The following is a 19,891-nucleotide window of genomic DNA, read 5'->3' as shown; positions in this document are numbered from 1 at the left end:
CAGCGAGGTGATGCACCCGCTAGGCCTTCCTGCGCAAGTTCAGGCGCTGTCCCGCTCCACCAGCTCGAAACCCACATCCACGCTCTCATGCACCACCGCGCGCCCCTCGATGCGGTCCACCAGCATGCGCGCCGCCAGCTTGCCGATTTGGGTGCCGTCGATGCGCATGGTCGACAGCGACGGGTCGGTGTGGCGGGCGAAGTTCTGGTCGCCATAGCCCAGCACCTTTAGCTGGCCAGGCACCGCCAGGCTCTTGGCGCGCGCCTCGATCAGTGCGCCTAGCGCCAAGCTGTCGGCGCCGCAGAACACCGCGTCCGTCTCCGGATGCTCCTGCAGCAACAGCGCCAGCGCCTCGCGGCCATTGCCAAGGTGGGTAGGCGAGGGCATGGCATAGACCGGCACCGGCCGGCCGCACAGCGCCTGCATTGCCTTGCCGAAGGCGGCGCTGCGCACCAGCGCGCGGGCGTCGCCGGGCGTGATCACCGCTGCATGGCGGGCACCGCGGCCATGCAGGTAGCGCGCCGCCTCCTGGCCCACCGCATCATGCGAAAAGCCGACTAGCATGTCGATCGGCGTGTCGGTCAGGTCCCAGGTCTCGACCACCGGCACGCCGGCGCCGCGCAGCCGCTCGCGCGATACCGGCGAATGCATCACGCCGGTCAGCACAATGCCGGCCGGACGACGACCGATGACGGCATCGATCAGCGCATCCTCACGCGCCTTGTCATAGCCGCTTTGACCGATCAGGAGCTGGTAGCCGGCCTCGGCCAGCGCGGTGGTCATGGCCTCGGTGGTTTCCTGGAATACCGAGCCGGCCAGCGACGGCACCAGCGCCATCACTAGCCGGCTGCGGTTCGACGCCAGTGAGCCGGCCACGAGGTTGGGCACGTAACCGGTCTGGCGGACCGCTTCTTGGATCTTCTGCAGCGTTTCGGGCGACACCCGCTCGGGCGTGTTGAGCGCGCGGGAAATCGTGACCTTGGTCACGCCCACCATCTGCGCCAGCTCGCGCAGGGTTATGCCGCCCGAGCCGCGACGCGCCCGCTTTGCCGGCATGGATTCGGCTGCCGGCGCTTTGCCAGTCGGATTGTTAGTCAAAGGAAATTCCAGAATTATTTTGGCTCCGATTGTAGCAATTCAAAAGAATATGGATTACGATGCGGCTTCGATGTTACCGGTAACATACCGAGCCGACACGAGGCCGGCACCCAGATTGCCGACCAGACCATAGCCAGCGCCCCGGGCGCAAGAGGAGACAACGATGGATATTTCCCGCATGAACATCAAACGCCGTCAATTGCTGCTGGGCGTGGCTTCCGGCCTGGCCGGCGCGGCGCTGCCGCTGGGCTCGGCGCTAGCGCAGTCGGACTACCCGAACCGGCCGATCACCTTCCTGTGCCCGTGGCCGGCGGGCGGCACCGCCGATGTCACCATGCGCGCACTGGCCAAGGTGCTGTCGGATCACCTGGGCCAGCCAGTGGTGTTTGAAAACCGCGCGGGCGCCTCCGGCATGATCGGCGCCCGCGCGTTGGCGGTGGCCAAGCCGGACGGCTACACCATCGGCCAGATCCCGATCTCGGTGACCCGCTTTGCGCAGCTCGGCACGGTGACCTTCGATCCGCTGAAGGACTTCACTTATCTTGCTCGCGCTTCCGGCCAGACCTTCGGCATCGTGGTGCGCGCCGACTCGCCTTACAAGACGCTGGCTGACCTGGTGGCTGCCGCCAAGGCTAATCCCGGCAAGCTGACCTTCGCCAGTGCCGGCGTAGCCGGCGCTACCCATGTCGGCATGGAAGAATTCCTGCTGGCCGCCGGCGCGAAGATGAACCATATCCCGTACAAGGGCGGCGCGCCGGCCCTGACCGACTTAATGGGCGGCCAGGTCGATGCGCTGGCCGATTCCAGCTCTTGGGCGCCGTATGTCGAGCAGGGAAAGCTGCGCCTGCTGGCGACCTGGGGCGAGCAGCGCCCGCCGCGCTTTGCCAAAGCGCCGACCCTGAAGGAAGCCGGCTACAACCTGGTGGTGGATGCGCCGAATGGCATCGGCGCGCCGGCCGGGCTGGAGCCGCAGGTGGCCGAGAAGCTGCGGGTGGCGCTGAAGAAGGCGATCCTGAGCCCGGAATTCAAGCAGGCCTGCGACCGCATCGACGCGCCCGTGATGTACCAGGACGCCGACGACTACCGCAAGTACGTGCTGTCGCAGTATGTGCATGAAAAGCGCCTGATCGAGAAGCTCAACCTGAAGGAACAGATCAAGAACGGTTGACGATCGCCGCGCGATCGGCCCCGTTATCCCGCATCCCATGAAGAGCCAGATGAATACCGTCACCGATAACCACTACACCCGCAGCCTAATAAGGCTGCACGATACCGACAACGTGCTGATCGCCAAGGCCCAACTCTCGCTGGGCCAGCCAATCGACATCGACGGCGCCACCGTGCGGCTGCGGGCCCAGGTGCCAGCGGGTCACAAGGTGGCTGCCCATGCGATCGCCAAGGGAAACGCGATCCGCAAGTACGACACCATCATCGGCTTTGCTTCGCGCGACATCGAGGCCGGCGAGCATGTGCACTCGCATAACATCGAGCTGCGCGAATACGAGCGCGACCCCGGCTTTGGCCTCGATGTGCGGCCGGTCGACTATGTGCCGCAAGAGCAGCGCGCCAGCTTCATGGGCATCGTGCGGCCCGACGGCCAGGTCGGCACCCGCAACTTCATCGGCATCTTCTCGTCGGTGAATTGCTCGGCCACCGCGATCAAGAAAATCGCCGAATGGTTCACGCCGGAGCGCCTGGCCGCCTATCCCAACGTGGACGGCGTGGTGGCCTTCGCGCAGACCAGCGGCTGCGGCATGTCCTCGCCCAGCTACCATTTCGACGTGCTGCGCCGGACCATCGCCGGCTATGTGCGCCATCCCAACCTGGCCGGTGCGCTGATCGTGGGCCTGGGCTGCGAGCGCAACCAGGTGGCTGATCTGGTGAGTTCGCAGGGCCTGAAGGAAGACGGCCTGCTGCGCACCATGGTCATGCAGGAAGTCGGCGGCACCCGCCAGACCATTGAGGCTGGCATCGCGATGGTCAGGGAGATGCTGCCGGCCGCCAACGCGGTGCAGCGGCAGAAGGTGCCGGCCAGCCATATCAAGGTCGGCCTCGAATGCGGCGGCTCGGATGGCTTTTCCGGCATCAGCGCCAATCCGGCGCTGGGCGCGGCGATGGACATCCTTGTGCGCCATGGCGGCACCGCGATCCTGTCCGAGACGCCGGAAATCCACGGCGTGGAAAACATGCTGACGCGGCGCGCGGTATCGCCGGAAGTGGGCCAGAAGCTGCTCGACCGGCTGGAATGGTGGAAGGAATACACCCGCGGCCAGAATGCGCAGTTCAATGGCGTGGTAGGCCACGGCAACCAGCAGGGCGGCCTGGCCAACATCTTCGAGAAGTCGCTTGGTTCGGCGATGAAGGGCGGCACCACGCCGCTGCAGGGCGTGTATGAATACGCCGAGCCGATCGACCGCGCCGGCTTCGTCTTCATGGACTCGCCCGGCTATGATCCGGTGGCCGCCACCGGCCAGATCGCTAGCGGCGCCAATTTGATCTGCTTCACCACCGGCCGCGGCTCGATGTTCGGCTCCAAGCCGGCGCCGACCATCAAGCTGGCCAGCAATACCGCGATGTACGAGCGCCTGAAGGAAGACATGGACATCAACTGCGGCCTGGTGATCGACGGCGAAGCCACCATGCAGCAGATGGGCCAAATTATCTTCGACGAGATCCTGCGCGCCGCTTCCGGCGCCCCGACTAAGAGCGAACTGCTGGGCCTGGGCGACCATGAGTTCATCCCCTGGCACCTGGGCGTGGTCAGCTGACCGTTATCCCGGCATTGCCCCGCCGGCGTCTATCCTTTAGCATCGACGCCGTTTAACTTCTTTCCTGTGATGACACGCCATGACCCTGAACATCGACAACCCCGCGCTGCTGTGCAGCCAGAGCCTGATCAACGGCGAGTGGCGCCATGCCGCCGACGGCCGCCGCCTCGCCGTCACTAATCCCGCCAGCGGCGAGCTGATCGCCGAAGTACCCGACTGCACGCCGCAGGACGCGCAGGCCGCGGTGGATGCGGCGCAGAAAGCCTTTGCCGTGTTCCGCCATGGGGTTGCCAAGGAGCGCGCCGCGCTGCTTAAGCGCTGGCACGGACTGGTGATGGCAAACCAGGAAGACCTGGCGCGGCTGATGTCGCTGGAGCAGGGCAAGCCGCTGGCGGAAAGCCGCACCGAGGTGGCTTACGGCGCGTCCTACATCGAATGGTTCGCCGAGGAAGCCAAGCGCGCCGACGGTGACATCATTCCGCAGCAGAGTCAGAACCACAGGCTGCTGGTGATCAGGCAGCCGGTCGGCGTGGTGGCGGCGATCACGCCATGGAACTTCCCGATGGCCATGCTGGCCCGCAAGATCGCACCGGCCATCGCGGCCGGTTGCGCCGTGGTCTGCAAGCCGGCCGAAGATACGCCGCTCACCGCGCTGGCCATGGCGAAGCTTTTACAGCAGGCCGGCGCGCCGGCCGGCCTCATCAATGTGCTGACCACCTCGCGCGAGCGCGCCGGTCCGCTGGCCGACGTCTGGCTGGCCGATGCGCGGGTGCGCAAGATTTCCTTCACCGGCTCCACCGCGGTCGGCAAGCACCTGGCGCGCGAGAGTGCCGGCACCCTCAAGCGGCTGTCGCTTGAACTGGGTGGCAATGCGCCTTTCATCGTGTTCGACGATGCCGATATCGATGCCGCGGTGGCCGGCCTGATGGTGGCGAAGTTCCGCAATGCCGGCCAGACCTGCATCTGCCCCAACCGGGTCTATGTGCAGCAGGCCGTGTACGAGCGCTTCATCGGCAAGCTGGCTGAGAAGGTCGGCAGCCTGACCATCGGCCCGGCCGCCGGCGGCCGGGCCGAGATCGGCCCGCTAATTAATGCCCGCGCGGTAGAGAAGGTCGAGCAGCATTTGAAGGATGCGCTGGAGCAGGGCGCGCGGCTGGTGGTAGGCGGCCAGCGCCATGCCTGCCCGGACGCGCCCAACGGGCACTTCTTCACGCCTACCGTTGTCGCTGACGTCACCGCCGCAATGCGCATGTCCTGCGAGGAAACTTTCGGACCGGTGGTGCCGGTGACGTCCTTCGCCACCGAAGCCGAGGTGGTGGAAATGGCCAATGCCACACCCTTCGGCCTGGCCGCCTATTTCTATTCCCGCGACATCGACCGCATCTGGGAAGTGGCCGAGGCAATCGAGGCCGGCATGGTCGCGGTCAATGACGGCGCGCTGTCGACTGAGATTGCGCCGTTTGGCGGCATCAAGGATTCGGGCTATGGCCGCGAGGGATCGCGCTATGGCCTGGACGAGTACATGAACATCAAATACATCCGCCACGGCAGCCTGGCGCGCCGCCTGCCTGGCTGAACAACATCAAAAAACTGTGGAGACATCATGAGCTACGACAACCGCTTCAAGGCCGCGCTGGCCACCAAAAACCCGCAGATCGGCCTCTGGCTGTCGCTGGCCAATTCCTACACCGCCGAACTGTGCGCCACCGCCGGCTTCGACTGGCTGCTGCTCGACAGCGAGCATGCGCCCAACGACGTGCGCGCCATCCTGCAGCAGCTGCAGGCGGTGGCGCCTTATCCATCACACCCGATCGTAAGGCCTGTCACCGGCGACGTGGCACTGATCAAGCAGCTGCTCGACATCGGCGCCCAGACCCTGCTCATTCCGATGGTGGATACGCCCGAGCAGGCTGCGCACATGGTGTCGGCGGTGCGCTATCCGCCGCAGGGCATACGCGGCGTTGGCGCTGCCGCCGCCCGCGCCTCAGGCTGGGGACAGCGCACCGACTACCTGGCGCGTGCCAATGACGAGGTCTGCCTGCTGGTGCAGGCCGAGACCCGCACCGCGCTCGACAACATCGAAGCGATTTGCGCGGTCGACGGCATCGATGGCGTCTTCATCGGCCCGGCCGACCTGTCGGCCTCGCTTGGCCATCGCGGCAATCCGGGCCATCCGGAAGTGCAGGCCGCTATCGAGGATGCAATGCGCCGCATCATCGCCACCGGCAAGGCAGCCGGCACCCTGGTGTCGGACAATGCGCTGGCAAGGCGCTATCTCGACCTTGGCTGCACCTTCGTTGCGGTCGGCCTGGAAGCGCGGCTGCTGGCAGTGGCCGCGCGCGAACTGCGTGCCGAGTTCGGCGGTACCGCACCGGCGCCGGCGGCGGATGGCGTGCCGGCGATTTACTGATCCGTGGCCACGCTGGCGCGACGCTGACCTGCCGTGCATGCAGGTTGGCGCCGGTCAGGACGGCCCTGGTGTCGTATCAAGTCATAGTTAAGGGCTGCGCCGCTGCGTCCTTGCCTCGGTCACGAAATACACCACGCAGGCCAGCACCAGCGGCGCCAGGTAATACAAAAAGCGATACAAGATCAGCGCGGCCAACAGTTCATTGCGGCCCAGCTGCTGCGACAGCAGCGCGATAAACACCGCTTCCAATACGCCAAGGCCTGCCGGCACATGGGTGACTACGCCGGCGATGGCAGCGGTGAGCAGCACGGCTACCACTGTCGGATAGTCGATTTTTTGCTGCAGCAGCAGGTAGACCAGTCCGGAGATCATCAGCCAATTGGTGCACGACATCAGCAGCTGCACCACCGCCAGCTTCCACGGCGGCAGCGTAATGCCGTGGCCACGCAGGGTCCAGTCGCGCTGTGTCGCCAATGCGCAGAGCAGTACATAGGCCAAGGCCATGGCGACCATGGCCATGCCCAGCAGTCGCAGCCCGCTGCTATCGAGCTTCCATTCGGCTGGCAACGGCAGGGGACGCCACCAGAACGCCAGCCCGGCCAGCAGCAGGTAACCGCTCCAGTTGGTCAGCATGCTGGTGGCGGCGATGCGGGTAATGACCGTGCTGTCGAGGCCAAAGCGCGAATACAGCCGGTAGCGCATGGCCACGCCGCCGATCAGGCTGCCCAGGTTCAGGTTGAATGCATAACAAACAAAGGTAATGCCCATAACGGTTCTGGCTGGCAGCTTGTGCCCCGTGAGGTGCTTTCCCAGCAAATCAAAGCAGGCGTAGAGCAGGTGGCTGGCAGCCGCCAGGCCAGCCGCTGCCAGCAGCGCCAGTGCACTGCGCTGGTAGATCGCGGCCATCACTTTGTCCCATTCGACCGATCTAGCCTGCTTGATCAGCAGATACGCAATCAGGGCAAGGAAGCAGAACTTGAGCAGGCGCTTCGCCCAGTGCCACCAGGGCCGCGCCTGCTGCCGTTGCGCAAGGCTGGCCGCGTCGCTGCCTGCGTTCATTGCATCGCCGACTGATTCAAATCGCCGGCATGGTCAGGGCTGGCCGGTGCGCGCAACGATGCCAGGCGCGGCGTGTGGGCGGGCAGGAAGCCGGCCCAGGAAGGATAGCGCCGCAGCAGGTGAAACAGGAAGAAGGTGCGTATCGGCCGCCATGCCTCCGAATCTGTCAAGTCGTTGATGTCAATGCGGGTGCAGCTGTGCTGCATCAGCTTTTCCAGGCTCGCGCTGAGCTGCGCATTGAAGGCGCGGTCGTGAATCATTACATTGGCCTCCAGGTTTAGTGACAGGCTGAGTGGGTCGAGGTTGCTGGAGCCGACCGTGGCCCAGGTGTCGTCCACCAGCGCCACCTTGCCATGCAGCGGGCGCTTGCAGTACTCGTAGATTTCCACGCCCGAACCGAGCAGGTGGTGATACAGCATGGAAGCGGCGGTCTTGACGATGGCCATGTCCGGATTGCCCTGCAGGATCAGCGTGACCTTCACGCCGCGCCGCGCCGCCTTGCGCAATTCGCGCAGGAAGCGATAGCCGGGGAAGAAATAGGCGTTGGCCACGATGATGCGTTCCCGCGCAAGCCGGAACGCCAGGCGGTACTGGCGCTCGATGTCATTCTTGTGCTCCTGGTTGTCACGCCAAACAAACAGTGCGCGGGCATCGCCAGCCGGCGCCAGGGAAGCAAGCGGCGGCCATTTCGGACGGCGATGAAACCAGCGGCGCTTCGGCGTTTCGCCCGCCACCGCCGCCAGCGCAAAGCTGTGGATATGGGCCACGATCGGGCCTTCGACTTCCACCGCATAGTCCTGCTTGGCCTCGGGGCCGAAATCGGCCAGGTGGTCGGCCGAGTAATTGATGCCGCCGACAAAGGCACGGACGCCATCCACCACCACCAGCTTGCGGTGCATGCGGCGAAACACGTGGAAGCGGCGAAACAGCTTGGGTGCAGGCTGGAAGACATGGAAGATCACGCCAGCCTCGATCAGCGCACTGATGAAGCCATCCGACAGATCCGGCGAGCCCCAGTCATCGATGGTGAGCTCGACCCGGACCCCGCGCCGGGCCGCAGCCAGCAGCGTTGCATGCAGCTCGCGCCCGACCTTGTCCTCAAACAGGATGAAGGTTTCGATCAGCACTTCGCGTTGCGCCTTCGCAATCACCTCAAAGACACGCGGAAAGAATGCCTCGCCGTTTTCCAGCAGCGTGAATCGGTTTCCGCGTATCCAGTTTTCTTTCACAGGGCAGTGCTTTCGTTGAGATGGTTGGCGATGAGGGCGCAGCGACAGGCTGCATGCGGCCTGCACGGGTTGGCATCCAATGTGCATGAAAACCATAAATAAAGCCGTGCATTTAATCAACAAAGCCGCAGATGAGCAGATTCGGGGCGCTGCCTTTCACCGCCGCATAAAAGCCCGTGATCCGGGCGCCGCGCATGAAATACCGCATATGCAGGGCTCTGAAGGTTGAAGAGGCGCGGCTTAGGCAGTAGACTCTGGCCGGGACGTGCCGGACGCCGCATCGCAGCGCGCGGCAACATCTTCCTGCCTATACATATCAATAAGGAGCAACACATGCAGACCCCCCGCCTCATCGCCGTTATCGCCGCCGCCCTGATCGCCACTGGATGCGCCGGAATGAAGGGCACAGCTGACACCAGCAAGGCTTCGCAACAGGGCGCCGGCCAGGCGATGGACGACAGCGCCATCACTGCGCGCGCCAAGGGCGCCTTGCAGGCAGACCCGGAACTGAACGCCTTCAAGATCGACGTCAGCACCACCGACGGCGTGGTCAAGCTCAAGGGAGACATCAAGTCGCTGGCGCTGCGCCGCAAGGCCGAGGCGCTGGTCAAGGCAGTGCCGGGCGTAAAGTCGATCGACAACCAGATGATCATCACCGGCTAATTGCCAATGGGCCGCCGCGGGCGGCCTTTTTCTTTACCGCATCACGATGTCATCCGTCGCCAGCGATATTCCGGGCCGGCTGGACCGGCTACCCTGGTCCGGCTGGCACTGGCGCGTGGTGATGGCGCTGGGCATTGCCTGGGTGCTCGATGGTCTCGAAGTCACCCTGATCGGCTCGATCGGCAGCGTGCTGGAACGGCCTGACACGCTGGCGCTCAGCGCGGCGCAGGTCGGCTGGACCGGCTCCATCTATATCGCCGGCGCCGTGCTAGGCGCACTGGTCTTCGGCCGGCTGACCGACAGGCTGGGCCGCAAGAAGCTGTTCATGATCACGCTCGCGGTCTACATGCTGGCCACGCTGGCCACCGCGTTTTCCACCAGTTTCCTATTCCTTTCTGTCTGCCGCTTCGTCACCGGCCTGGGCATAGGCGGCGAGTATGCCGCCATCAATTCCGCGATCGACGAACTGATCCCGGCGCGGGTGCGCGGCCGGGTGGCGCTGTTCATCAACGGCAGCTTCTGGATCGGCGCCGCAATGGGTGCCGCACTGAGTCTGGTGTTGCTTGACGCGCGCGTACTCGGGCCGGCGTTGGGCTGGCGCGCCTGCTTCGTGCTTGGCGCAGTGCTGGCGCTGGCCATTGTGTTGGTCCGGCGCCATGTTCCGGAAAGCCCGCGCTGGCTCTTAATGCATGGCCGGGCGGAGGAAGCGCAGCGCATTATCGACGATATTGAAGCGCAGGTGGAACGCCAGCACGGCGTGCTGCTGCCAGCCGCGCCCGGCCTGCATGCCAGCGGTCGTGGCACGCCGCCGTTGCGCGAAGTCTTTTCGCTGTTGCTGATAGACTACCGCATGCGCAGCTTGGTGGTGCTGTCGATGATGGTGGCGCAGGCCTTTGTCTACAACGCCATCTTCTTTACCTATGCGCTGGTACTGACCCGCTTCTTCCAAGTGCCGGACAACCGGGTGGCGCTCTACATCTTTCCCTTCGCACTGGGCAACGTGCTCGGTCCGTTCTTGCTTGGCCCGCTGTTCGACAGCCTGGGCCGGCGCCGCATGATCTCGCTGACCTACCTCGCGAGCGGCATAGGGCTGGCGCTGATAGGCTGGGCCTTTCTTTCTGACTGGCTGAGCGCGACTGGCCTGGCAATTTGCTGGAGCGCCGTGTTCTTCATCGCTTCCGCCGCCGCCAGTTCCGCCTATCTCACCGCCAGCGAGGTCTTCCCGTTGGAGATGCGGGCGCTGGCCATATCGATCTTTTATGCGATCGGCACCGGCACCGGCGGCTTCATCGCGCCAGTGCTGTTTGGCTGGCTAATCGACAGCGGCGACCGCGCTTCGGTGGCGGCTGGCTATGGGCTGGGCGCGGCGCTGGCCATCCTGGCCGGCCTGCTGGCGCAGCGGCATGCGGTGCACGCGGAACGCAAGCCACTGGAGGAAGTGGCGAGACTGGGGTGAACGGCAGGGCAACCTGCCTCTTCTGCCACGCCTGAAATCATCGACCATCAGTCCGATGACAGTTTCCCAATGCCGTTCTTTGCGCTGGCTAGACACGGGCAGGGAACGAACGACTTCAGCAAACCCTTTGCGACAGGAGATTGCCAGAGCTACCGGGGTTCACTTTCCTTCGTTCAGCACGCTGGCCGCTCCCTTTTTCTGCTTTTTGGCGAGCAACCGCAACAGCAGCGATAGGAATTCTATGTCGCGCGAGCCCAGCAGAAGACCCTGGCCATGTTGGCGCCGAGCTCATCAAGGGGAAAGCACCGGGCGACGGCGGTCCGCTGCGCAAATGACGCATGCTGTCGCGGCGGCAGCGGCAGATGATCGACGTGGCGCTGTATGAGTCGGGCGTCAACCTCAGCGAAAGCCTACTGCCGCAATACCCGGCATTCGACGCCATCCGCAAGCCGGCCGACGGCGCCCTGTCCGGGTCTTGGTCGCGCAGGGGCCAACACTCCATTGGCCCAGCTCGAGTACCCTGAGACCGTCAGCAATCTGTTTGTCCATGTCCACGCCCGATGCTGAAAGAATGACATGGAGTGTGCCGCCCGCCACACTGCCGTCCAAAGGCATAGCTCACTAAGCCGACTTTCGCCAATGACGCAGGTCCGGCATGAGCGAATGTGCCAAAAGAATTATATGATCCGGCCTGCCAGATAGATCCAGCCTGACGCTGCCGTGCGCCCGGCAAACCAGGGCAGCAATGCCATGACTTTCCCTGTGACCGAAGAATGAGGAGACAAACCATGTTACGCAAACTTGCCGGCGCTACCCTGTTGGCTGCCACCGCCGCAGCCGCTTATGCCCAGGACTTCCCGGCCCGGAGCATTACCATCGTGGTGCCCAACCCGCCCGGCGGGCTGGTTGACACCTCCGCGCGCCTGGTCGGCGATCCGCTGGCGAAAGTCATCAAGCAATCCGTGGTGATAGACAACCGTCCGGGCGGCAGCGGCAACATCGCCTACCAGGCCGTGGGGCGCGCCAAGCCGGACGGCTACACTTTGCTAGCTTCCTATTCCGCCTACCACACCGGCAATCCCTGGCTGATGAAAGACCTGCCCTGGGCGCCGAAGGACTTCACACCGGTAGGCCTGATCACGGTGGCAACCAACGTGATCACCGTGCATCCCTCGCTGCCGGTCAACAGTCTGAAGGAATTGGTGGATTACCTGAAGAAGAACCCGGGCAAGGTCAATTATGCGTCGCAGGGCAACGGCTCGCTGTCACACCTGGGCACCGAACTCTTCAAGCAGCAGACCGGCACCGTGATTACGCACGTGCCGTACAAGGGTTCGGGCCAGGCGATCCAGGACGTGCTCGCCGGCCAGGTGCAGATGTTCATCACCACGCCGCCTTCAGTGATCCAACATATCCAGTCGGGCAAGCTCAAGGCCCTGGCCGTGGCCGGCAAGTCGCGCCATCCTGGCCTGCCGAATGTGCCCACCACCGCGGAAGCGGGCGTGCCGGGCTTCGAGCTGGAAGCCTGGGTAGCACTGTTCGCGCCGGCTGGCACGCCGCAGCCCGCGGTCGACAAGCTGACCCAGGACGTCAAGCTGGCGCTGGAGCAGCCCGAGACGAAGGCCCGCGCTGCCACCCAGGGCGTGGAGGTGCGGTACATGCCGCCGCAAGCGCTGGGCAGCCTAGTGAAGAAGGAGCTGGATTACTGGGGAGATGTGATCAAGAAGGCGAATATCACGCTGGATTGATTGCGACAAAACTTGTGCCCTGGCAAACACCAATGATGGCTAAACGGGAATCTTTACTGTAAATAGGTTTGATTTTGTGAGCATTCCTGCTGCTAGTGGCTAGCGTACCCCGAGTGAAGCTATGTTTCATCCGGGGTACGTTTGTTAGCGGCCGCCTGGCAGGCAGTCGCTTTGCTACAGCTCCAGCACAATCCTCCCGCCCACTGCGCGACTGCAGCAAGCCATCATCTTGTTGTTCGCCTCGCGCTCGGCGCGGGTCAACACCACATCCCGGTGGTCTACCGCCCCCGACAGCACCCGTACCTCGCAGGAACCGCAAAGCCCTTCGCAGCAGTCGCTCTGCACGTCGATGTTGGCCGCGCGCAGCGCCGTCAGTAGGGTCTGTTCGGGCGCCACGGTCAGGGTCAGACCGGAATCCTTCAGTTCCACCTCGAACGCATGCTCCTTAGCCGGGTCGAGCGCGCTCGTGCTGGCGTGGAAATGCTCGATGCGCAGTGCATCCTCGGGCCAGCGGGCGCAAGCTTGTTGCAGCGCTTCGAGCATGCGCACCGGGCCGCAGGCATAGACCTGGGTGTTTGGCTGCGGCACGTCCAGCAGCGCCGGCAAGTCGAGCCGGGCGCCCTCGTCCTTGCAGTACAGATGCAGGCGCTTGCCGTGCAGCGCGGCCAGTTCATTGACGAAGGCCATGGTGGCGCGTGACCTGCCGGCGTAATGCAGCACATAGTCCATGCCCAGCTCCCTGGCGCGACGGGCCATGACCAGGATCGGCGTAATGCCAATGCCACCGGCGATGAAAATCACCTTGCCGGCGCTTTCATCGAAGCGGAAATGGTTACGCGGGCCGCGGATCGTGAGCAGGTCGCCCGGCCGCACATTCGCATGCACCCAGCGCGAGCCGCCACGGCTTTCCGGGTCGCGCAGCACCGCGATTTCCAGGGCGTTGCCATCGGCCGGATCGCCGCACAGCGAATACTGGCGCGACAATTCCGGCGCGCCGCACTCAATGTCGATATGCGAGCCCGGCGTCCAGCGCGGCATGGCCCGGCCGTCGAGCGCTGCCAGGCGCAGCCTGGCGATGTCCTGCGCCACCATGGTTACGCTTTCCACGCGGACGGTGCGACCCAGCACATGGTGCGACGTCTCGCCGATGCGCACCGGCGAAGTCGCCTGCAGCAGCGCCGGATCCTGCCGCTCCGGATTGGCCTGCGGGTCCCATTCCACCCACAAATGCTCCGGCCCGCGAAACGAGGTGTTAGGCACATAGGAAAACCGCTGCTCGGCCAGGCGCATGTGCGGCAGGCGCTTGGTGAGTTCCTCCAGGAAGATCTGCAGCTCCATGCGCGCCAGGTTCTTGCCCATGCACTGGTGGGCGCCATAGCCGAAGGTCAGGTGGTCGCTTGCATTGTCGCGGCGGATGTCGACCATGTCGGCGTCGGTGAAGTGGCGTTCGTCATGGTTGGCCGACGACATCACGATCAGCAGCTTCGCGCCTGCTGGGATATCGACTTCGCCAATGCGCGCTGCCTTCGTGGCAAGCCGGCGCCATGCGGCCACCGACCCGTTGTGGCGCAGGCATTCCTCCACCGCGTTGGGAATTAGGCTCGGGTCCTGGCACAGCTCGTGCCATGCGCCGGGATGCTGCAGCAGCAGCTTGACCGCATTCGCGGTGGCATTCGCGGTGGTCTCATGGGCGGCCACGATGCCGGCCATCATCATCGAATGCAGATACGAATCGGTGACCACGTCAGGGTAGTCGGCCTGCATGCGGATGCCGTATTTCATCCAGCCGGGACCGGACGGGTCGCGCCGCATCTTTTCCAGGATCTGGCCGGCCAGCTGCCAGAAGTTGCCCACCGCATGGGCCACTGCCACCTGTTCCTCCGGCCTGGGCCGGCCCCAGGTGTTGACCGTATGGGCAATCGAGTACTTGCGCAGCAGGTCCATGTCTTCCTCCGGCACGCCGAGAAAATGCAGCGCAATGGTCAGCGGCACTTCCCACAGCATCTGGTCGACCAGGTCGGCGCGGCCGTCATCTATGAAGCGGTCCACGTATTCCCGCGCCAGGCGCCGCACCAGCGGCTCATGGTGCTTCAGCGCTTCCGGCGTGAACGGCTCCATCAGCACCCGGCGCCGCGCCATGTGGGCCGGCTCGTCCTCGTTGACCAGGGTGCGGTTCATTGCATAGTTGTAGGACGCCAGCACCGCATTAGCTTCGTCGCCGGTGGGCGTGATCTTTTCCAGCGCAATGGAAGGGCTGAAGGTGATGTTGTCGCGAAACACCGCCTTGATGTCGTCATAGCGGCTGACCACCCAATAGCCTAGCTTCGGGCTGTAGAACACCGGCTCCTGCTGGCGCGCCCAGCGCAGGTACTCAGGCGGGTCCTGCTGATAGGCATCGTCGAAGGGGTCGAACTGCGCTGCCTGCTGGCTGACCGGGCAGCCGGTCGGCGAGCGGGGAGGTGATAGCGCCTGGTGGTCGATCGGGCAGCCGGCCGCGCCGGCGGGAGAGGAAGGGGTGTGCATGAGTCGCTCCGCATGATGCATGGCTTAAACCCGGCCTGGCTGGACGCCGGCGCTGGGGCTGCCGGTCCGGCGGCGTCTCGGATGCTGCCATCCTGCCGGACCGTTCTGCGTAATCATACTACGCTTTGCGTAATATCGCGCCGAGCGTTGCAGTCAGGCGTTTGCGGCGGCCGCCCCGGCGCCGGTGTAGCCCATCACGGCGCTGATGCTGGCCGCCTCGCGCATCACCTCGGCGACGATGCCGCCTTCGGGCGTGATGTCAAAGCCACCCGAGGCACCCAGTGCGGTCAGCACCGCGCACAGATGCCCGTTGTAGTCAAACACGGGCGCGGCCACGGCGCTGATGCCGGGCAGCAGGGTGCCGCAAATGGTGGCGCAGCCCTGGCGCCTTACCCGGCGGCGCAAGGCGTCGATTGGATTCCTGCCGGTCAACAGCGCGCGCTGGGCCTTGCCGGCGGCGGCCAGTTCATGTTCTGCCTGGCTGCTGACGGCGGCATCGTCGAGATAGCTCAGGAAGACCTGACCGGTGGCTGACCAGAGCAGTGGCATCACCGAGCCGGCGCGCACATTGATGGTGATGGGCAGGCCGGGTTCCTCGAAGCGCAGTATGGTCGGGCCCTGGTTGCCCATCACGGCCAGAAAGCAAGTTACCTGCAACTGCTCGCGCAGCCGCACCAGCGCCGGTTCGCCGAGGCGGATCGGGTCGCACTGGCGCAATGCGGCCAGGCCGATTGCAATGGCCTGCTGCCCGAGGTAGTAATGCTGGGTGGCCGGGTTCTGCGCCACCATGCCTTCCTGGATCAGGCTGGCCATGTAGCGGTGCACCTTGGCCGTGCTTTCCTGCACTTCGGCAGCCACGGCTGTCAGGCTGGCTGCGCCGCCCAGGCGGCACAGGGCCTTCAGTATGCCCATGCCCACTTCGGCGGATTGCACCCGGCGGCGGCGCTCTTCGGATTGCTGCGGCAGCTTCTTGGTCACTTGGCTGGTCTTTCGGAAAGGGTAGGGGAGGCCGGAAAGGCGCCACGCGGCGCCGGCTTCGCTATTTTACGCAAGGCGTAGTAGCATTACGCAAAAATTAAAAACGTCTTCAAGTTAGTCAAGTCAGTCAACCATCCCAGACAGGAGAACACCTTGAAAAAACTGTTGGCAAGCTGCCTCATTGCATTGCCCGTCCTGATGTCCGGCGTTGCCGCGCATGCGCAGTCCTATCCGTCCAAGCCGATCCGCTGGCTGGTGCCGTATCCGCCGGGCGGCGGTTCCGACTTCCTGGCGCGCACCGTTGGCCAGGCCCTGTCCGAACAGGTCAAGCAGCCGGTCATCATCGAGAACAAGGCCGGCGCCAATACCGCGATCGCCGCATCGGAGACGGCGCGCGCGCCGGCCGACGGCTACACTATCCTGAATGCCGACAACGGCACCATGGTGTTCAACTCGGCCCTGTATTCCAAGCTCAGCTACAACCCTGAAAAAGACCTGACGCCGGTCACCCTGATTGGCCGCTTCCCGATGATCCTGGTGGTGGGGCCGGGTTCGGAAGCCAAGGACGCGAAGGACTTCATCGCCAGGGCCAAGGCCCGTCCCGGCAGCATCAGCTATGGCTCCGCCGGCGCCGGCAGCCCGCATCACTTGGCGATGGAGCTGCTGAAGGTGGCCGCGGGCGTGGACATGCAGCATGTGGCCTACCGCGGCGCTGCACCCGCGCTGTCTGACCTCGCTGGCAACCAGATTCCCGCGATGATGGTCGACCTGGCTGCCGGCGGCGGCTTCATCAAGGCTGGCAAGATCCGGCCGCTGGCGGTGGCCAATGCCACCCGCCTGCCGCAGCTGCCCGACGTGCCGACCTTCGCCGAACTGGGCTACAAGAATATCGAGGCCGCCGCACTGGTCGGGGTGGTCGCGCCCGCCGGCCTGCCGGCCGATGTGCTGGGCACGCTGAACCGACAGCTAGTGAGCGCGGTGAATCAGCCAGCGGTGAAGCAGCGCCTGATCGACTTCGGCGTCGAGCCGGTAGCAAACAGCCCGCAGCAATATGCCGACTTGCTCAAGAGCGAGACAGTACGCTGGCACAAGCTGATCCGCGAGCAGAAGATCACGCTCGATTAAATCTGCAGGCCTTGAAACCTTTAAGCCTTCATGCCGCGTCATCCGATGGCGCGGCAATTTCTTTTGGCGCCGTTTCGGCGCGCAGCAACTCCACTGCGCGCTGCGCGATCGGCGACAGGTAGCCGGCGCGGCGCAGGATGCCGATGCGCCGGTCCATGCCCGACAAGGCAAGCGGCCGCACCACGACGTTACCGGGCAGGCCGCCGGCCTGCACATTGCGGGTGTTGATCATGCTGATCAGCCCGGTGCGCGCCACCACGAGTATCAGCGCATTGAGCGTGTCCGCTTCCACCACGATGCGCGGCAGCGACAGGCCGCGCCTTGCGAAGGCGCTGCGCACCTGCAGCCGGGTAAATTCATGCTGACCGGTCGCGGCCCAGGGATAGCGGGTGATGTCGTCCAGGCTGATCGTCTCCTTGCGCGCAAGGGGATGGCTGCTCTGCATCATCAGGCTGCACGGATCTTCATACAGCGTCTCGCATTCCAGCGCGGCATCCAGGCGTTCCGGCACCGGGCAGACCGCCAGTTCGACATCGCGCCGGCTCACCTTTTCCATCATGGCGTTGCTGAAGGCGGTGGTGAAGGCGATGCTGGCCGCCGGCCGTTCCACGGTAAGCGCCGGCAGTAGCGCCTGTAGCGTGAAGTCGGTGGTGGCGGGCGTGACGCCCATGCGCAGCAGGCCGGCATCGTTGCCGCCGAGGTTGCGCGCTTCCTGCACGGCATCTTCCATGTCGCGGCTGGCTGCCTGCAGGCGGGCATGAAATGCCTTTCCAGCCTCGGTCAGCTCGATGCCGCGCGCGCTGCGGGTCACCAGCCTGGCGCCGACCTTGCGCTCCAGCCGCTGCATGGCCTTGCTCAGCGCGGGTTGGGAAATGCCCAGGTGCTCGGCCGTGCCGGTGATGGTGCCGGTTGCTGCCAGCGCCAGGAAATACTGAAAATCATCACCGAGCATGGCATTCCGGGAAGTTATGGAGTCAAACGTGGCGGTTATTTTACTTTATAGGTTGGCGGGCCGATAGTTGTCGGCTGCAGGCGGACCGGCGCAAGCCATCCGCGCTGCACTGCCATGAGGACCCGCCATGAAAGGCGCGCAGATGCCGTCGGGTCCATGCACACGATCACACGATGGAGACACCATGCCGAACCGCCTTTCCCGCCGCCAGTTCCTGCAGACCGGCGCCCTGCTTGCCGCCGGCATCGCACTGCCCGCAGCCGACCTGCTGGCCAGCGACGACTGGCATGCCGGCGAGCTTGCCCACTTGCTGCCCGCCGCCAGCCATGAGCGCTTCCTGATCAAGGCATCATTCCGCACCCCGCTGACGGAAGCGCCACGGCTGTCGGTCAACGGCAGGAACGTCGTGGGGCAGCGTACAGACACCGCAGGCACGTTCTGGCGCTTCGACGCCGCCGGCTTGAAGAGCGACACGGTGTACACGCTGCAGATCCTGGGCGTCAACGGCCGGGCCCTGTGCGCCACCTGGCCGCTGAAGACCTTCCCGCTGCCGGACGCCATGCCGGAACGAGTGCGGCTCCTGGTCTACACCTGCGCCGGCGGCAATCCGGATGCGAAGGGCCCGGGCGGCATGGAAGCCTTCCGCTCGCTGGCCATCCGCCATGCGCTGCTGGAGCGCGGCCTGTCCTACCGGCCCGATGCCGTGATCGCCAACGGCGACCATGTCTACCAGGACCAGCGCACCTGGCTGGAAAGCGCCAGCCCCACCATTCGCAAGGCCGCCACCGACTACTACAACCAGGTCGGCATGTTCGACACCAGCCAGGCCGTGCTGGGCACGGCCAACGAGCCGCTATTGAAGAAGATGGTGGACCCGCAGATTGCCCATCTGTACGGCACCCGGCTGCGCTCGACGCCGGTGTTCTTCCTGATGGACGACCATGATTATTTCGAGAACGACGAGGCCGAGGAAAATTTCATTACCTTCCCGCCCGACAATTTCGACCTGACGCTGGCGCGCACGGTGCAGGACATGTACTTCCCCGAATTCCTGCCCGACCGCAGCCGCTCGCAGATCCTGCCGGGCACCAATGCGGCTGACCGCGCCGCCGGCGTGTCGGAGTGCTTCGGCACCCTGCGCTACGGCAAGCTTCTGGAAATGCTGATGTATGACTGCGGTCGCTATCTGTCCTTGAAGGACAGGCATGCCGGGCTGGTGCCGCCCGAAGCCGAGAGATGGCTGCTGGACCGCACCCGTGTCTCGGATGCGCGGCACATGATCCACATGCCGTCCACGCCCTTCGGCTGGTCGGCCGGCAAGTGGCGCGAATGGTATCCCGATGTGGTGGTGTCGGACGAGATCATGGCGGCGCCGCCGGCCGTGCTGTCGCAGCGCTTTGGCAGCGTCCGCGGCACCAATATGCGTCTGTCCACTGCGCGCCAGAAATACATGTGGCAGTCGGGCTGGTTCGGCCAGCACCAGCGCATCGTCGCGGCGATGGCCCAGCAGCGGCGGCCCGCGGTGATGATGTCGGGCGATCTGCATGCGACTGGCTGGGACCGCATGACCCGAAGCGGCGACATCGACCTGCGCGCCAATCCGATGCATATCATCCTCAATGGTCCGCTCGGCACCGGCATGGCCGGCTGGCCCAGCGGTCCGCGCGGCCTCGGGCCCGGCGCGCCGGATGCGCTGACGCTGGAGCGCAATGGCAAGCCGATGGAAAAGAATGGGTTTTCCATCGTCGATATCACGCCCGAGCGCATGGTGTGCCAGCTTTTTGCCTGGCGCGAGCCCGATCCCTTCGATGCCATTAGCCGGCTGGAACCCTATGATGTGCTGGAGATTCCACGCGGCTGAGCAAGCCGCCTTTCTACCGAT

Annotated in this window: 16 protein-coding genes; 10 read left to right on the top strand and 6 right to left on the bottom strand. The window is 64.8% G+C overall.

Annotated features, from left to right (window positions below):
• Positions 1 to 39: 39 nt before the first annotated feature.
• Positions 40 to 1,056 (bottom strand): LacI family DNA-binding transcriptional regulator, encoded by a 1,017-nt coding sequence (locus tag KTQ42_RS23570; protein WP_217348040.1) that lies wholly within the window; start codon positions 1,054 to 1,056, stop codon positions 40 to 42.
• A gap of 220 nt (positions 1,057 to 1,276) precedes the next feature.
• Between KTQ42_RS23570 and KTQ42_RS23565 the strand changes: the two genes are divergently transcribed.
• From KTQ42_RS23565 to hpaI, 4 genes are all read left to right on the top strand, one after another.
• Positions 1,277 to 2,266, top strand: coding sequence for a tripartite tricarboxylate transporter substrate binding protein (locus tag KTQ42_RS23565; protein ID WP_249223076.1), 990 nt, complete (start codon positions 1,277 to 1,279; stop codon positions 2,264 to 2,266).
• Between the two features lie 49 nt (positions 2,267 to 2,315).
• Positions 2,316 to 3,866 carry an altronate dehydratase family protein gene (locus tag KTQ42_RS23560; RefSeq protein ID WP_249223075.1) on the top strand — a complete coding sequence of 517 codons (1,551 nt, stop codon included), beginning with the start codon at positions 2,316 to 2,318 and terminating at the stop codon, positions 3,864 to 3,866.
• A 79-nt stretch (positions 3,867 to 3,945) separates the two neighbouring features.
• Entirely contained in the window at positions 3,946 to 5,442 is a 1,497-nt protein-coding gene (locus KTQ42_RS23555) for an NAD-dependent succinate-semialdehyde dehydrogenase (protein WP_217348037.1), read from the top strand.
• A gap of 27 nt (positions 5,443 to 5,469) precedes the next feature.
• Positions 5,470 to 6,276: a 4-hydroxy-2-oxoheptanedioate aldolase gene (hpaI, locus tag KTQ42_RS23550; RefSeq protein WP_217348036.1), complete on the top strand. Its 807-nt coding sequence runs from the start codon at positions 5,470 to 5,472 to the stop codon at positions 6,274 to 6,276.
• 87 nt (positions 6,277 to 6,363) lie between these two features.
• On the opposite strand, the gene KTQ42_RS23545 is transcribed toward hpaI, so the two are convergent.
• Together KTQ42_RS23545 and clsB are read right to left on the bottom strand one after the other, a co-directional pair.
• Positions 6,364 to 7,335 (bottom strand): lysylphosphatidylglycerol synthase domain-containing protein, encoded by a 972-nt coding sequence (locus tag KTQ42_RS23545; protein ID WP_217348035.1) that lies wholly within the window; start codon positions 7,333 to 7,335, stop codon positions 6,364 to 6,366.
• Complete coding sequence (clsB, locus tag KTQ42_RS23540; protein ID WP_349292192.1) at positions 7,332 to 8,564, bottom strand: cardiolipin synthase ClsB; 1,233 nt, start codon at positions 8,562 to 8,564, stop codon at positions 7,332 to 7,334. Before clsB ends, KTQ42_RS23545 begins: the two co-directional genes overlap by 4 nt.
• A gap of 85 nt (positions 8,565 to 8,649) precedes the next feature.
• On the opposite strand from clsB, the gene KTQ42_RS23535 reads away from it, so the two are divergent.
• From KTQ42_RS23535 to KTQ42_RS23520, 4 genes are all read left to right on the top strand, one after another.
• Positions 8,650 to 8,793: a hypothetical protein gene (locus KTQ42_RS23535; protein WP_217348033.1), complete on the top strand. Its 144-nt coding sequence runs from the start codon at positions 8,650 to 8,652 to the stop codon at positions 8,791 to 8,793.
• 104 nt (positions 8,794 to 8,897) lie between these two features.
• Positions 8,898 to 9,227 (top strand): BON domain-containing protein, encoded by a 330-nt coding sequence (locus KTQ42_RS23530; RefSeq protein ID WP_217348032.1) that lies wholly within the window; start codon positions 8,898 to 8,900, stop codon positions 9,225 to 9,227.
• A gap of 46 nt (positions 9,228 to 9,273) precedes the next feature.
• The gene (locus tag KTQ42_RS23525) at positions 9,274 to 10,683 is read left to right on the top strand and encodes an MFS transporter (RefSeq protein WP_217348031.1); all 1,410 of its coding nucleotides are present in this window, start codon (positions 9,274 to 9,276) and stop codon (positions 10,681 to 10,683) included.
• Between the two features lie 773 nt (positions 10,684 to 11,456).
• The gene (locus KTQ42_RS23520; RefSeq protein ID WP_217348030.1) at positions 11,457 to 12,431 is read left to right on the top strand and encodes a tripartite tricarboxylate transporter substrate binding protein; all 975 of its coding nucleotides are present in this window, start codon (positions 11,457 to 11,459) and stop codon (positions 12,429 to 12,431) included.
• A gap of 174 nt (positions 12,432 to 12,605) precedes the next feature.
• Here the strand turns inward: KTQ42_RS23520 and KTQ42_RS23515 are convergent, their stop codons facing one another.
• On the bottom strand, positions 12,606 to 14,954 hold the full coding sequence (locus KTQ42_RS23515; RefSeq protein ID WP_217348029.1) for a cytochrome P450/oxidoreductase: 2,349 nt from the start codon (positions 14,952 to 14,954) through the stop codon (positions 12,606 to 12,608).
• Positions 14,955 to 15,107: 153 nt separating this feature from the next.
• Positions 15,108 to 15,932 carry an IclR family transcriptional regulator gene (locus tag KTQ42_RS23510; RefSeq protein WP_349292191.1) on the bottom strand — a complete coding sequence of 275 codons (825 nt, stop codon included), beginning with the start codon at positions 15,930 to 15,932 and terminating at the stop codon, positions 15,108 to 15,110.
• Positions 15,933 to 16,130: 198 nt separating this feature from the next.
• Between KTQ42_RS23510 and KTQ42_RS23505 the strand changes: the two genes are divergently transcribed.
• Complete coding sequence (locus KTQ42_RS23505; protein ID WP_217348105.1) at positions 16,131 to 17,057, top strand: tripartite tricarboxylate transporter substrate binding protein; 927 nt, start codon at positions 16,131 to 16,133, stop codon at positions 17,055 to 17,057.
• 28 nt (positions 17,058 to 17,085) lie between these two features.
• Here the strand turns inward: KTQ42_RS23505 and KTQ42_RS23500 are convergent, their stop codons facing one another.
• Positions 17,086 to 18,009, bottom strand: a complete 924-nt coding sequence (locus tag KTQ42_RS23500) for a LysR family transcriptional regulator (RefSeq protein ID WP_217348028.1) — start codon at positions 18,007 to 18,009, stop codon at positions 17,086 to 17,088.
• A 184-nt stretch (positions 18,010 to 18,193) separates the two neighbouring features.
• Here KTQ42_RS23500 and KTQ42_RS23495 point away from each other — a divergent pair, with 184 nt between their 5' ends.
• Positions 18,194 to 19,870, top strand: coding sequence for an alkaline phosphatase D family protein (locus tag KTQ42_RS23495; RefSeq protein ID WP_217348027.1), 1,677 nt, complete (start codon positions 18,194 to 18,196; stop codon positions 19,868 to 19,870).
• Positions 19,871 to 19,891: the final 21 nt, after the last annotated feature.

Source organism: Noviherbaspirillum sp. L7-7A, assembly GCF_019052805.1.
GTDB lineage: Bacteria > Pseudomonadota > Gammaproteobacteria > Burkholderiales > Burkholderiaceae_D > Noviherbaspirillum_A.
The sequence above is the reverse complement of the archived record's forward strand: the minus strand, read 5'-3'. Positions and strand labels throughout refer to the sequence as shown.